Source organism: Pseudomonas sp. EA_35y_Pfl2_R111, assembly GCF_963970955.1.
Taxonomy (GTDB): Bacteria; Pseudomonadota; Gammaproteobacteria; order Pseudomonadales; family Pseudomonadaceae; genus Aquipseudomonas.
The window spans coordinates 280,150-294,379 of record NZ_CAXAOM010000003.1 but is presented as its reverse complement, the minus strand read 5'-3'; the positions used below and the strand labels follow the sequence as shown (position 1 = coordinate 294,379).

Below are 14,230 nucleotides of genomic sequence, written 5' to 3'. Positions count from 1 at the left end.
CGTAGGAGCGGGCCATGCCCGCGATGCTTTTGCAGGCAGAACCTATCGCGGCCATGGGCCGCTCCTACAGACCCCGCCCTACCCTTTGCGCTCGCTCCAGGCAGCCAACTCTTTCATCAGCCCACGCTCCTGCAGGGCAATACCGCGCAGGCTTTCGGCGATAGGGGCAAAGTTAGGTGTCTCGCCCTTGTTGCGGCTGGCGCGCACACAGGCTGAGGCAAACTGGCGCCAGTTGTCGCCGATGGCGGTGAGTTGCGTCGAGGCCTCTTGCAGATTGCTGTCGCCCAGTTTCTCGCCGGCCTCCTGCAGAAAGCTGGCATACATAAAGCGGAAACCCGCACCGCCGGTACCGATCTCTTCCTGCATACGCACGATATGGGTCAGGTACAGGCGGTTGTATTTGCTCTGCGCTGGATCGAGCTTATCGATCTGCTTGGCCAGGTGCTGAATACCGCGAATACCGATCCACGGCAGCGGCATGCCATCGAGGATGCGCGTAGTCGACAGCACGCTCTGACGGATCAGCTTGTTCCAGTCCTGCTCCAGCGGCACATCGTCGAGCCAGTACATCAGGCCTTTGGCGGCCAGCGCACCTTTGGCGAAGCGGGCCTTTTGCAGGTCTTCGACGGCGCAGCGCACCGGTTCTTCAAACACCGGGTCGCTGATCAGGTATTCATTGCCCTCGCGGCCGTAGGCCAGCAGGTTGTGCGCGTTGAAGTGAAAGCGCATCTCCGGCGGAAAGTACGGCAGCCAGAACACCGAACTCTGCAGCCCGGCCAAGCGGCCGCTGTCCAAGGCCGCATCCAGCTCGCGACGGCCTTGCTCGGGGTTACCGAAGGTGCGTGTATGCAGGCGCGCGCCCAGGCGCTTGCTCAGGGTCTTGATCAGGTGCTTGGGCGGCATGCGATAGGCAATCAGCGGCATACCGCTGAGTTTGACGATCGGCAGATAGGCGAAGGCCATCCCGGAAGCCAAACCAAACGCCATCGGCTCACTCATTGGCAGACCGGCATGGGTCAACAGGCTGGCCATCACCCCGCTTTCGCAGTGGGCGCTCTGTTGATGCTGAAAACTGCTCATGCCATGCCCTTCTGATAGGAGATCAATTGCTCAACGGGCAGGCCGAACGCCTCGGCGTAACGCGCCAGAATGGCTGCCGACAGCTTCCGGTAAATCGCCGGGCGGAAATGCCGACGAATGCGCCACTGCCATAGCCCGGTAATCTGCGCCAGCGCCGGCTCATCCAGGCGGTAGCGGTACATCAGACATTTCAGCGGCGACAGCTCGCCGCGTTGCCAGCCCGCTTCGGCCTCGGCTTCCTGCTCCTGCAGCTCGGCCACGGCGAGCTGGGTGGCGAAGGCTTCCGGCTCCCAGCCATCGCTCTGCGCGCCCTGATAATGGCCGCTGGCATCCACGGCATAGACCAACTTGCAGTGGCCGCCGTAAGTGGAGCTGTGATCCTGGGGAACCTCATCGAGCTTCATGTGTTGTCACCGTCCTGGCCAACCACTGTCAACTGCATAAAGGCGCTGGAGAAGCGCCCACTTTCCGGCACATAGCAGAGCAAACGCTGGCCGCTGCGCAGGCTACCTGAATTGAACAACTCATCAAGCATGATAAAGATCGACGCGGCGCCGGTATTGCCCTTGCTGGTCAGGTTGGTAAACCAGCGTTCTTGCGGGATCGGCAAACCCGCATTGGCTAAGCCCACGGACAGGCGCTCACGGAAGAACTCCGAGGAGTAGTGCGGGAGAAAATAATCGACCGCATCGGCATGCAGTTCGCGCCGCGCCATGATGCGCTTTAGGGTTTCTTCCACAGTGTATTTGACGATGTTGTCGTTCAGCAGTTTGACGTCCTGCTTGATCGCCATCAGCGAGCGGCGGTTGCGCTCGGCACCTTCATAGCGGCTCCAGCCTTGCAGCTGGCCGTCAACCATTTCCGCACCGGCGTACATGCACGGCGGCATCTGGTCGGCAAAGGAGAAGATGTCGATCCAGTCGATGCGCAGGCTCAGCCCCGTGCGGTTCGGCTGACCCTGCAGTAACACAGCACCGGCGCCATCGGAGAGCATCCAGCGCAGAAAGTCCTTCTCGAAGGCGATTTCCGGGTGGGTTTCCAGCTCGTCCAGGCGGCTCTCGTACTCGGCGTTGAAGTTGCTTGCCTGCATCAGCGTCGAGGCCACTTCCGAGCCGCAGGCCACGGCATTGCGGCTCTCACCACTGGCTACGCTCATCCAGGCGTATTTCAGCGCGGTCATGCCGCACAGGCAGATACCAGCGGTGGAGACCACTTCACACGGCGGATTGCCCAGCTCGCCTTGCACCATCACCGCATGGCCAGGCATCACCTGATCCGGCGAGGCGCTGCTGGCCACCAGGCAATCGAGATCTTCCAGCTGGAAATCGACGCCCAATAGGCCTCGAATCGCAGCCGCGCTGACCTGGGCATTGTTCATGCTCGGCGCGCCGGTCTGCGGGTCAATTACATAGTGGCGCTGCTGGATGCCATTGCTACGCAGGATCAGCTTGCGCGCACGCGACGGCTTGCCGCCGACCAGGCCCAGGCGCGCTTCCATCTGCTCGTTGTCGACCGGCTCATGGGGCAGGAAGGCGCTGATGCGATTGATAAATACAGGTTGTACCACGGGACTTCCTCGGGTCACTTCACTCGCCAGATGGGCCAGCAAAGTACGCCTTCTCACGCTGAGTGCGCTCTTTTAACAGCGGCGCCAACAGCTTTTTAAGCAAGGCACTGAGCGGCACTACGGTGACGATCAGGCACAACAGAAACAGGATATATACCACCAGCCCGGCACCGCGCCGGCGGCTCTGCTGCGGGCCTAAAGCGGCCAGCAAGCGGCTCCATAACTGGAAGCTGCGATTGCCAACCTTCTCGCTGGCGATCAGCTTTTCATCAATTCGTACCGCGCCAAGCCCGGTCAGCATGGGTTGCTCGATCGGCAGGCTGTCGGCCGTCAGCCGCTGCACCATGGCCTGGCCAAAACGGCTGGCGGCCGCAATCTCCGCCTCATCAATCCCGGCACGCGGCACCCAGCTGTAGGGCTTCTGCCTACCGGTAAACAGCCATAAGGGCGTTGCCAGAAAACTCGCCGCCGTGCCACAGGCGTCGGTCAGGGCAATATTGTCCACCAGTCGCGCACCCAGTTCAGTGAGCCGGTTCTTGAGCTTCTCCTGGGCCATCAGCCACATATTGCGGCAACCGATCAGGGTCACTACCGGCGTACCCTTGAGCAGCTGCGCCGCCTCAGGCGAGGCGAGAAAAGCGGTCATCGGCTGCGACGGCGAGAGGAACCACACCTGATAGGCGAGGATCACCAGGTCGTAACGCTTGCTCGCATCCACCGCCAAGGGCAGCAGAGGCTGCGGGCGCATCAGCACGGTTTCCGGAAAAATCCGGAAAAAGTCGAGAAACGGCCAGGGAAAGGGGTAAGGTTGCGCGGGTTGCAGCTGCAGAAAATCCAGCTGAATATCGCCGTGTTGCTGCAACGGTGCACAAACTGACTGCGCCAACCTGTCTAGCTGGCCGGTTTGCGAAAAATGAACGATCAAGACCTGACGCATCGCCAGCCAATCCCCTGCAAAATGCCCGGATTATGCCACAGAGAATTCTTCAAACCGTAACGAAGACCGGCTATCAAACTGGCCTTTTGCTGCTACTGGTCGGCTCGTACGTGCAGGCCGGCGATATCCTGGTCACCGTAGACGGGATCCAGGCCAACGAAACAGTGAAAGCGGCGTTGGTAAGCGCCGAGCAGAAGCGCTGGCCGGAACAACCGCTGCGCCAGCAACAGACTGACGACGGTCATTTGCACCTGAGCGATGTGCCGCCAGGGCGCTACGCCATTCAGCTGTACCAGGACAGCAATGGCAACGGCCAACTTGATCAGGGCCGGCGCGGCATCCCGCTGGAACCGGTGGGCTTTTCTGCCAACCCACCGCTGCTCAATGGCAAACCCACGCCAGGTGACAGCCTATTCGAGCACGACACTGCGGACACTCAACTGCGCATCCGCCTGCAGAGCCCGAAAGCCAAGAAATAGCAGGACAGTTAACGCTGCAGAGCCATCTCAGCAGCCGTGCGTCGCCAGATCAGCTCGCGGGTGTCATAACCACGGCTGCGCGCCTCTTCAAGTAGCGTCGCAAGGTGTTTCGCGCTGGCGTCCTGATCTCGCGTTAACAACCACAGGTACTTGCGATTGGGATGGCCGACCAGTGCAGTTTGGTAGTCATCATCCAGATAAAGCACCCAATACTCGCCCTTGGTCAGCCCCGGCAGCAGGCGACTGGCCCAGTTGTCGAAGCGCACCCAGAGTTTATTGGTCTCGCCCGGCACCTGAGCCACGGCCTGGCCTTGCACCTGCTGTATATCGCCATCGTAAGTGCGGCAGCGATTGGTTACGCCGATAGCGCCGTCTTCTTGCAACTCATAAAGCGCTTCGGACTGCGCGCAATTACGCTGGAAGAACATCGGCAAACGCGCCTGCTCGTACCAAGTGCCCTGATAACGCTGCAGATCGACACTTTCGACAGTCCTCGGTGGCACCACGCCTGTGCCGGAATTGGCGCAGCCCACCAACAGCGCTGCTGCGGCCAACGCCGCCAGCAGGCGCATCACTTCAGCCCCTTGCCGGAGAACATCATGACCTTGTCGCCAGCGTACTGAACGCTGATAAAGCGCTGCTCATCACCCCAGGTGCAGCTGGACATACCCAGCGCGCCGGCGCACTCGCCTGGTTTACCTAGCAGGCCCTCGACCTCGTTCTTGCTCATACCCGCTTTAAGCTGGGTGTAATTGTCCTGATTGATCTTGTTGCAGGCAGCCAGCAGCAAACAACCGGCAACTAGTGCGACGACGCGCATAGACATGGGGAAAACTCCTGAGGAAATAACCAAGACCAGCTTGGCATAGCTATACCGAGCGTGCCTGCTTGGATGCTAGAAGCGCGAGCCAGGTTCCCGCAGAAAGGCCGATTCCTCGGTACTCGAAAGCCGCCCGAGAGCCTGATTGCGATGGGGAAAGCGGCCAAAGCGCGCGATTACCCGCTGATGACGCTCGGCATAATCCAGATAACCGGCAAACAGTTCGCGCTCAGCGGTTGCAGCCTGCTCAAGCAACACCTGAAACAGCTGCACGGCCTGATTCTGCAGCGCCAGGTCTTCGGCATGCTCCAGCACAAGATAGGCAAATACTCGCTGGATGGGATGCAGCTGCTGATCCCAGCCGCGAGTCAACCCATGTAGGGCCAACGGCCGCGCCAGCAAGTCGCCGGCGAAGGCTTTGGGCGTATCGCGAAAGATCATTCGTGGCAGTTGATCAAGCAACAGCAGCGTCGCCAGCCAGCCTTCAGGCTCGGCTTGCCAGTCTTGCAACTGACCGGCCAGAGCCTGCTCGACCAGCGCGCCAAACTGCTCGCGCGCCTGGACATCCTGGCGGTCCTGCTTGCCAAACCACAGCGCAGTACGACTGGCCGCCACCTCGGCAGCCGACACGCCAGGGCCGCAGCCGGCCGCACCGAACCACCAGTTGAGCAACGGCTGCCAGGGCGCGTTCATTGCTTACTCGCGGTGATAGGCGCTGATGCGCAGCACTTCTTCCTTGGAACCGAGGAAGACTGCGACGCGCTGGTGCAGGGAAGTTGGCTGGATATCGAGAATGCGCTGATTGCCATCGGTGGCCATACCGCCAGCCTGCTCGATGATCATCGACATTGGGTTGGCTTCGTACATCAGACGCAGCTTGCCCGGCTTCTCTGGCTCGCGGCTGTCACGCGGGTACATGAAGACGCCGCCACGGGTCAAGATACGATGCACGTCGGCGACCATCGCGGCGACCCAACGCATGTTGTAGTTCTTGCCCAGTGGCCCGGTCTCGCCCGCCAGCAGCTCGCTGACATAACGCTGTACCGGTGCTTCCCAGTGGCGCTGGTTGGACATATTGATGGCGAATTCTTTGGTCGACTCCGGCACTTTGATGTTGTCATGGGTCAGCACGAAGCTGCCCAGTTCGCGGTCCAGGGTGAAGCCCTTAACGCCATCACCAAGGGTCAGCATCAGCATGGTCTGCGGGCCGTAGATCGCGTAACCGGCAGCCACCTGCTCGGTGCCCGGCTGCAGGAAGGCCTCTTCGCCCAGGTCGCCTTCATCACCATTGCGATCCGGGCAACGCAGTACCGAGAAGATGGTGCCGACCGAAACGTTGACGTCGATGTTGCTGGAACCGTCCAGCGGGTCGAATACCAGCAGGTAGGCACCTTTCGGGTACTTGCCGGGAATCTGGTAGGCGTTGTCCATTTCTTCCGACGCCATGCCAGCCAGGTGACCGCCCCACTCGTTGGCTTCGAGCAGGATTTCGTTGGAAATCACGTCGAGCTTTTTCTGCACCTCGCCCTGAACGTTCTCGGTGCCCATGCTACCCAGCACGCCGCCCAGTGCACCCTTGGATACCTGGTGGCTGATTTCCTTACAGGCCCGTGCGACCACTTCGATAAGGAAACGCAGATCGGCTGGGGTGTTGTTGCAGCGGGTCTGCTCAATCAGGTAGCGGCTGAGGGTAACGCGGGACATGGGGAGCTCCGAGGGAATGAAATCGCGCGCAGTTTACCCCTTTAACAGGAGAAGCGCCTTAGCACTGGATAGATGGAGTTAGCCGCTTTTAGTTCAGGCTACATACCCTATTACGTCCGGCATGCTTGGCCTGATAGAGCGCGGCGTCCGCCACCTGCAGCAGTTGATCGAGCACTACTCCCTGCTCGGGCCACAGTGCAAGACCGGCAGAGAGAGTCACATAGCGCGCGCCGCCGCGGGTTGGCAGCGGTTGTGCAGCCAGCTCACGGCAGATGGTTTCCAGGCGCGCGCGGGCTTCCTGGGCATCGGCCCGCGGCAGGATCAGCAGGAACTCTTCACCGCCGATACGGAATACCGCATCCGAGCTGCGCAGGTTTTCCTGTAGATGCTGCGCCACGCCCTTGAGCACATCATCACCTTCCAGATGGCCATGCTCGTCGTTGAGCTGCTTGAAGTGATCCAGATCGATAAGCGCCAGGGAAATTGGCGTGCGTTCGCGCTGTGCCACGGCCAGCTCACGAGCAAAAAACTCGTCCAGATAGCGCCGGTTATAGAGCCCCGTCAGCGGGTCGCACAGCGCCTGTTCCTGCAGTTGTTCATGCAGGTTGGTAATGGTGCGCAGGCGCTCCTCGCTCAGGGCCAGGGCTTCGGCCAGCTTCAGTTCGCTCAGGTGGCGCTGGGTAACATCACGCAGGTAGAGCATTCGCCCCAGCACCAGAGTACCGCGATGGGTCACCCGCTCAATGGCGCGGATACGCACCTCAAAATAACGCGCCGAGTTGGCCAGGGTCAGCAAACAGTCATGCTCACCTTGTACCTGCTGACTCAGCAGCTGTTGCAGATCAGCGCCGAGGATCGGCCAGTCGACGAGCTGCCGGCCCTGCCAGCCGCTGCGTAGCCCCGCCAGTTTCAATGCAGCGGGGTTGGCCTCGATTACCCGCAATTGCGCATCGACGACCAGCACCGGATCGAGCAATGCATCCAGCAATAGATGGCGCGCTACCGGCAGCAAATCGAACAGGCGCACGCCAACGATCAACCAGGCAAACGCCACCAGAGTAAACGCAAAGCTGAAGGGGGTCGGGTCAAAACCGAACAGCATCCAACCGAAGACCACATAGCTGATATTGGCGGCCCAGGGCACTGCCGTAACAAAGACGAAGGCCAGGTAATGCCGCCGGTGCACGCCATAACTGACGATCGCCGCGCGCAGCACCACACCCATGCAGAAGGTCATAAACAGGTAGACATAAGCGGCGGCAGCGTAGAACAGCGGCCCATGCTGATAGCGAATCGGCGCGCCCGGCTCATCGCTCAGCGGTGCTGTATCCGCGCCGTAGAACAGGCCATGCCAGGGATTGCTCAGGGCCATCAGCCAGATCAGCACCGGCACCACAGCCAAACCCAGGGTACTGCGCAGCGGCAGCGGCTGACGCACGCTGTTGACATATTGCCAGAGGAACACCGCCCAGAAAGTCGGCACCATCAGAATGCCCGGCCAGGCCATGGTGGCCCAGAACACTTTGCACTGCGGGCCCTGCGCGGCCATTTCCAGACTTGCGGCGATCATCCACCAGAGGCTCGCCAGGTGCAGCACGATAAAGCTCTCACGCCCTGGGAAATAGCGCTGCCGCATAACCCAGCGGGCCAAGAGCAGCACACCGAGGCAAACCGCTGAAGTCAGAATCACCGGGCCATTGAGCGCCCAGCCGGAATCACCGCAGGCATTCATCGGTAGGGCACTGCCAAGGAAAACGGCTGGATAGGTTTGCCAAACAAGCCTGGCAAACGCATGGGAATCACCCGAAGACGGGTCAAAGTAGCAATACGCAAGGGCCTTCCTGACCTCAAACGCCAATCAATCGAAGATGCCAACCATACTGCAAAATTCGTTAGGCAGCTGGGCTTTATTTCTGTCATCCAGCGCTATTCAGCACTCGGTCGGCGCAACAGGCTTACTGCCATCAGCGCCAGCAAGCCCACGCCAAGCAGCAGCACCAGCCATAGCCCCCAGCGCTTCCAGTCGCTCTCGCCAACCGCAGCCTGTTCTTGCGGCACTAGATCCTCAGCCGGCAACTGCGCTTCGGCTGTGCCTAGTTGCTGTAGGCGCTGCGGCTGATAACCAGGGATCAAGGTAGACAATGGCAAGGCAGCTGATTGGGCCCCTGCTCGCCCCACCACCAGCCGATAGGGCGGGCTACCACGCTGGAGAAACACCAGCTGGGTGGCACGCACCGCGAGCTTGATTTGCGGCGGTTCGACACCCAGACCGCCGCCGCGCTCATCCACTTGAAGACGCAACTGCTGCACTGCCCAGCCCGGCAACGGCAGTTCGTCCTGACGGATTTCCACGCCATTTTCCGGCAGCCGATAGAGCAGGCCCTGGGCCAGTGATTGCCACGCGCCCTTGGCTTCGCTGCGGCCAGTGACGCGGATCGGCGCCAGGCTATTGGCCTGACTGAGCTCGACGTGCAGACGCTCCAGCGGCAAGGCCAGGGGCAGTTGCCACTGATACTGGCCATCCGGGCTGCGCGTTGCCGCCAATGGCTGCGACCACACCAGCGGCGCCGGCATGCTGTCACTGCGCTGGCTGTGCAGGCTGGCCGCCGTCAGTTGCGGGGCTTGCTGCGGGCTTTGCCAGAGCAGGCGCAGGTAGCGCGCCTTGCTGCCCGGCAGCTCGATCTGGCGCTGCTCGACACGCTCGCCGTCGAACGATAAGCGCGCCAACTGTCCGCTACCCCAGGAGCGCCAGGCTTGCAGGTCGTCACTGGCTTCGATGCTGAAATGCTGGAAACCCTCCTGACCACCGCTCCAGTCCAGTTGCAGGCGCACCAGCGGCTCTTGCAACGCGCTGGCATCCAACAGCCAGCCACGCAGCAGCGCCGGCTTGTCGGCTGGATCCGGCTCATCAAGCAGCTCGATCAAAGTCCCGCTGGTGCTGCGTTGTACTCGCAGGCTCGGCGTGGCGCTGCTATCGCCTTGTTCGGCATATAGCGGAAACCACTTCACCGCCTGCTCCTGCTGGCTGTCGCGCGACTCGCCCTGCCCGGCTACCAAGGCGTAGGCCAGGGCCTGGCCTTCCGCGTTAAACACCCGCAGGTCACGCAAATCGCCATAGCGTGCGGCGAAATGCAGCGCCATCGGTACGTCCAGGCGATACCAGGGCCCTTCCCCACTAAGGCTCAGCGGCAGTTGCACGGCATAATCGCCAGACTGCTCCTGCCCCAAGGCTGGCGCATTGCACAGTAGGCCAAGAAACGCAGCGCTACATGCGCCGAGGATAAAACGATTGATCATGCGGGCTCCTGCGACTGTTGCGCATCCACCTTGCGTGCCGGCAACGGGGCGAAATAGCCCACCACCAACAGCAATACACCAACACCAATAAACGACACGATACGCTCCAGCCCACCGCGATTACCCAACTCAACGAAGAACAGCTTGGCCACCACCAGCGCGATCAGCGCCGCGCCGATCAGCCACAGCTCGCGCCGGCCAAGGCGATTACCGAGGAGCATCAGCGGCAGGGCGATCAGGGTCCAAACGATCGACAAGCCGGCCTGCACCAACATCGAATCGAGCAGCGCATCCAGCTGATATGGCACGCCGCCCCAATGATGAGCCGTGCGCATGACCATGGCTGTCAGCAGCGCGAACAACGAAGCCCCAGCCACCGCCTGGGTCAGCCACTGGCTGCGTATGGCGTCCACTCCCAGCTCAGCCAGGCCCATACGCGCCCAAGCGAATACTGCGCCAAGAGCAAACAACAAGCCCAGTTCCAGCGGATTGAGCAACGGTAGGTAAGCCAGGGGTTCGGCATCCCCAGCGCTGGCGACGTTGGCCAGCCAGAACCAGCCGAGCATCAGCAGCGCCAGCGGGGCCGCTGCCAGCAAACGGTATTCACGCGGATAGGCCGCCACCGGCCAAGGCCAGCGGCGTGGCAGCGCCATCAGCCATAGATAGGCGCTCGGCAGCAGCGCCCAGCCCAGCCAGCGCCAGGCGTTGTAATGCTCCGACAGAGCCAGCAGCAGGTAGCGCAACTCCAGCGCCAGCACGCCCAGCAGCAACCAGCAGCCAAGCACATGGGCGGCGCTCAACGCGCCGGCCGGCAGCTGCACAGCCAAACGCCGCAGCGCCCAGAAGTGCACAACAAACAGCAGCGCCCAGGCCAGCCAGCCGAACTGCGCCGCCGGGTGATAGTGCAGGTGCCAGGCATGCAGCAGCACTACGCCGGCCAACGGCGTCAGCAGGCAACACAGCAGCGCCAATTCGGCCCAGCGCGTGCGCGGCGCCAGGAGCGCCGCCAAGGCCACACTGGCCGCCAGTACCGTGAGCAAGGCACTTGCCTGCCATTCAGGCGCAACAAAACGCAGCACTTCACTGCTTAGCGCCAGCGCCCACCAGGCCGTGCCCCACACCAACAGCAATTGCGCCAAGCCAAGCAAACTGAAATTGCCCAGGGCGCTGGGCGCCTCACGACGCGCCAGCTGTTGCAAACGCCAGGCACCGACCAAAGCGGCGACGCCGAGCACCAGCGGCGTCCAGAAATCCATATGCGCCAGCGGGCGAATCCCCTCAGCCGACAACTGACCGAACAGCAACGGGCTGACCGCAAGAAACACCAGCCCCGCCAACACCTGCAGCAACAGACCGAAGACAAAACTGGCGCGTTGCTGCAGGTGCAAGCTGAGCCAGATAATTAGCAGCCCGCTGCCGCCCCATACCGCACTAGCCGTGGCCCAGGGCAATACGAACAGCACCGCCAGATTGAGAAATACCAGCCCCACCAACAGCACGACGGACAGGCCGCGCAGCAGGCGGCGATCCGCGCCGACCTGCGGGTCCCGCGCCGCCAGCAACATGCCGGCGATCAGGCCGAAACCGATCAAGGACGAGGTCAACAAGCCCTGCCAGCCGGCAGAGAACCCGCCTATACCGCTGGACGCATTGCCGGCCATGTCCAGCATAAATACCAGGCCACCGAGCAGCTGCACGGCAAAGGCGCTGAACAGGAAACTGCGCGCTTGGATGCGCAGGCCCAGCCACAGCGTCAGCAGACCAGCTAGCGCCCAGCTGATCGCCGTGCCCTGCGCCGCGAACAGCAATGGCGCTATCAGATAAAGGAAGCCCAGCCCCGCGCAGGCCAGCACCGGCAGCCCGCGCACTTCCAAGCTACTGGCCAGTGCCGTGTTTTGGCGCAGCTGCCAGTAGCTGAACAGCAAGGCCACGCCGAGCATCAACGCGCCCAGCGGCGCGCCGTCCAGCACGGTCAACTCCCCGCTGCGCAAGCCAATGGCAAATGCCAGCGCCGCGCCAATTTGCAGCAGCAAGGCAAACGCCCGCGCCAGGCTGCGTTGCTGACGCAGGCCGAGCCAGAAGATACCCGCCCCTTCAACCGCCCAGGCGGCCGAGGTCCAGCGCGCATCCAGACCCAACGGAATCGCCAGACTGCCGAATACCACACCGAGTGCCAGGCAGGTTTCCACCAGCAGCACAGCACGATCACCCGTGCGGCCGACCAGTAGCCGCGCCAGCAGCAGATAGAACAGCCCCAGCGCCAACGCACTGAACGCGGCGGCAAACTCGATATGCTGCACCAGCGCAAACTGCAGACCAAAACCTACCAGCGGCGGGCCGAACAGCACGGTGGCATCGATATAGTCGCCCTTGCGCGCCGCCCAGCGCAGCAGCGCATCACGATCCCCGGGCGCATCCAGCGCCTCGCGCAGCTTGCGCCGGGCAAACAGCAAGCCGATGGCCACATACATCAGGAAGAACAGAATCAGGAACGGCTCGGTGCTCCACAGCAGTTCCCGCGTATAGGAGCGGATGCCCCAGGCGAAACCGATGCCGAAAGTGCCAACAAAGCCAATCAGATTGAGCAGACGCCAGGCCTTGAACCAGGCGATGGCGAAGATTCCGGCATTGAGCAGAGCGAAATAACTGAACAGCGCGACATGATTGCCGCTACCGGTCGAGGTCAGAATCGGCGCCGCAAAACCGCCCAGGGCCGCGGCAGCCGCAAGGCCTAGGGCATTCTGCTTCACCGCCAGGATCGCCGAAAACAGCGTGACCAGCACCAGCAGGCCCAGCGCCACGCCAGAGTCCAATAAAGGATGCAGGCGCATGGCAGCGAACACCGTCAGGTACAACACGGCGATCCCGGTGCCTTGCAGCATCAGTGCGTAATTAGGATTGCGCAGGCGCAGCCACCAGCCCAGAGCCAGCAGCGCCACGGCACTGGCGGCGACACTGGCGTAACGCATCTCAACCGGCACTACCACTCCTTCAGTGGCGTAACGCAGCAGGAAGGCCAGACCGAGAAACAGCAGCACAACGCCAACACGCAGCACCGTGTTGCCACCCAGCAGCCAATCCTTCGCCGCGGTAAAGCCCCGTTCAAGCAAAGTTGGCTGACGCGGCTCGGCCGGTTTCCACGGCGTTGCAGGCGGCTGCTTGATCGGCTCGGCTGCGGGTCCAGCCGCAGCCTGCGCAGCCTGCATAGGGGCGACCGGTTCAGGCGCAGGTTCGGGCAGGACAAAATCCAGGGTCCAGTCCAGCTCGGGCTCGGCAGCCTGGGCAGCCTGGGCAGCGACAATGGGCTCAGGTTCGGGCTCGGCAACGGAACTGAGCGGCTCCGCCACGGGTGGCGCGTCAGGGGCCGGCGCTGCGCCCTGCTCCAGCTTGAGCAAGCGCTCATACAGCGCCGCTGTGCCCTGCTCGAAGCGCTGAGAAAAAGCCTTGAGCTGTGCCGCTAACGCAGCATTCTCGCGCTCCAGTCCATGCAGCTTGAGCGCCTGACCAAGGCCCAACCCCACCAAGGCACCTAACAGCGAGGCCGTCAGCGTCTCATCCGCCAACGCCCCGAGCACCAGCCCCACCAGCATGAAAATCCATTGCATGCAGCGCCTTCCTATTCAGCTAAACCCGAACATCCTGTTGCCCAGCACCCGGCGCAAACTGCGCAAACTGCGCAGCAGTATAGGAGCCTGGCGGGTGCATACCCAGAGAGACGAATGCCGCACGCATCACAGCACAGTCATAAATTGTCGGGAGCTATTTATAACGTTGTGTCGCGGAGAACCAAACAGGCTCTGCCATGGGTGGCAGCCATAAAAAATTAGCTCGAACATAACCGCACAAATTATGACCAGCCGGCAGATAGTCATTCACAAACGCCGCAAGGTCGCTATCATCGCGCGCCGCACACCTGACGCCAGCCCCGATGAAAAACAACCTGATTGCCGCCGCCGAACTCGACCGCCTTGAAACCTGGGCCAAATATACCGCCGACATGTGCCACAGCTGCATGTCCAGCTGCTGCACGCTGCCAGTTGAAGCGCGGTTGAATGACCTGATTCGTATTGGCGTGGTCGACGAATTCGAACGCAGCGAGCCGTTGAAGAACATCGCCAAGCGCCTGCAGAAAGACGGCATCGTCGAGCGCTTCCATCAGAAGTCGGGCATCTTCACCCTGACCCGCATGAGCAACAACGACTGCTACTACCTCGACCGCAAAACCCGCCTGTGCACCATTTACGACAAGCGCCCGGATACCTGCCGCAATCACCCGAAAATCGGCCCGCGCCCGGGTTATTGCGCATACAAGCCCAAAGCCTGAGCTATCCCCTCGCCACACTGGT

General features: G+C 61.9%; 13 protein-coding genes. 2 read left to right on the top strand and 11 right to left on the bottom strand.

Annotated elements, in window-relative coordinates; all coding sequences use genetic code 11:
- Positions 1 to 78: 78 nt before the first annotated feature.
- The 4 genes from AACY25_RS14320 to AACY25_RS14305 are packed head-to-tail and all read right to left on the bottom strand — an operon-like array spanning position 79 to position 3,584.
- A complete protein-coding gene (locus AACY25_RS14320) occupies positions 79 to 1,080 on the bottom strand; it encodes a BtrH N-terminal domain-containing protein (RefSeq protein ID WP_339525382.1) in 1,002 nt (333 codons plus the stop codon).
- Positions 1,077 to 1,484, bottom strand: coding sequence for a hypothetical protein (locus tag AACY25_RS14315; RefSeq protein WP_160014827.1), 408 nt, complete (start codon positions 1,482 to 1,484; stop codon positions 1,077 to 1,079). The genes AACY25_RS14320 and AACY25_RS14315 overlap by 4 nt, the downstream gene beginning before the upstream one ends.
- Positions 1,481 to 2,647, bottom strand: a complete 1,167-nt coding sequence (locus tag AACY25_RS14310; RefSeq protein WP_339525380.1) for a beta-ketoacyl-ACP synthase III — start codon at positions 2,645 to 2,647, stop codon at positions 1,481 to 1,483. The genes AACY25_RS14315 and AACY25_RS14310 overlap by 4 nt, the downstream gene beginning before the upstream one ends.
- Before the next feature lie 19 nt (positions 2,648 to 2,666).
- A complete protein-coding gene (locus AACY25_RS14305) occupies positions 2,667 to 3,584 on the bottom strand; it encodes a dialkylrecorsinol condensing enzyme (RefSeq protein WP_339525379.1) in 918 nt (305 codons plus the stop codon).
- An 86-nt stretch (positions 3,585 to 3,670) separates the two neighbouring features.
- Between AACY25_RS14305 and AACY25_RS14300 the strand changes: the two genes are divergently transcribed.
- Positions 3,671 to 4,063, top strand: coding sequence for a DUF2141 domain-containing protein (locus AACY25_RS14300; protein ID WP_339525378.1), 393 nt, complete (start codon positions 3,671 to 3,673; stop codon positions 4,061 to 4,063).
- Between the two features lie 8 nt (positions 4,064 to 4,071).
- On the opposite strand, the gene AACY25_RS14295 is transcribed toward AACY25_RS14300, so the two are convergent.
- The 7 genes from AACY25_RS14295 to AACY25_RS14265 form a co-directional block, all read right to left on the bottom strand.
- Complete coding sequence (locus tag AACY25_RS14295) at positions 4,072 to 4,635, bottom strand: lipocalin family protein (protein ID WP_339525377.1); 564 nt, start codon at positions 4,633 to 4,635, stop codon at positions 4,072 to 4,074.
- Positions 4,635 to 4,889, bottom strand: a complete 255-nt coding sequence (locus AACY25_RS14290; RefSeq protein ID WP_339525375.1) for a hypothetical protein — start codon at positions 4,887 to 4,889, stop codon at positions 4,635 to 4,637. Before AACY25_RS14290 ends, AACY25_RS14295 begins: the two co-directional genes overlap by 1 nt.
- 69 nt (positions 4,890 to 4,958) lie before the next feature.
- The gene (locus AACY25_RS14285; RefSeq protein ID WP_339525374.1) at positions 4,959 to 5,576 is read right to left on the bottom strand and encodes a DUF924 family protein; all 618 of its coding nucleotides are present in this window, start codon (positions 5,574 to 5,576) and stop codon (positions 4,959 to 4,961) included.
- A 3-nt stretch (positions 5,577 to 5,579) separates the two neighbouring features.
- Positions 5,580 to 6,587, bottom strand: a complete 1,008-nt coding sequence (locus AACY25_RS14280; protein WP_339525373.1) for a class 1 fructose-bisphosphatase — start codon at positions 6,585 to 6,587, stop codon at positions 5,580 to 5,582.
- An 88-nt stretch (positions 6,588 to 6,675) separates the two neighbouring features.
- Complete coding sequence (locus tag AACY25_RS14275; protein ID WP_339525372.1) at positions 6,676 to 8,319, bottom strand: histidine kinase N-terminal 7TM domain-containing diguanylate cyclase; 1,644 nt, start codon at positions 8,317 to 8,319, stop codon at positions 6,676 to 6,678.
- A gap of 194 nt (positions 8,320 to 8,513) precedes the next feature.
- The gene (locus AACY25_RS14270) at positions 8,514 to 9,884 is read right to left on the bottom strand and encodes a DUF3999 domain-containing protein (RefSeq protein WP_339525370.1); all 1,371 of its coding nucleotides are present in this window, start codon (positions 9,882 to 9,884) and stop codon (positions 8,514 to 8,516) included.
- Complete coding sequence (locus AACY25_RS14265; protein WP_339525369.1) at positions 9,881 to 13,489, bottom strand: DUF2339 domain-containing protein; 3,609 nt, start codon at positions 13,487 to 13,489, stop codon at positions 9,881 to 9,883. The genes AACY25_RS14270 and AACY25_RS14265 overlap by 4 nt, the downstream gene beginning before the upstream one ends.
- 323 nt (positions 13,490 to 13,812) lie before the next feature.
- Between AACY25_RS14265 and AACY25_RS14260 the strand changes: the two genes are divergently transcribed.
- Positions 13,813 to 14,208, top strand: coding sequence for a YkgJ family cysteine cluster protein (locus tag AACY25_RS14260; RefSeq protein WP_296129555.1), 396 nt, complete (start codon positions 13,813 to 13,815; stop codon positions 14,206 to 14,208).
- Positions 14,209 to 14,230 lie beyond the last annotated feature (22 nt).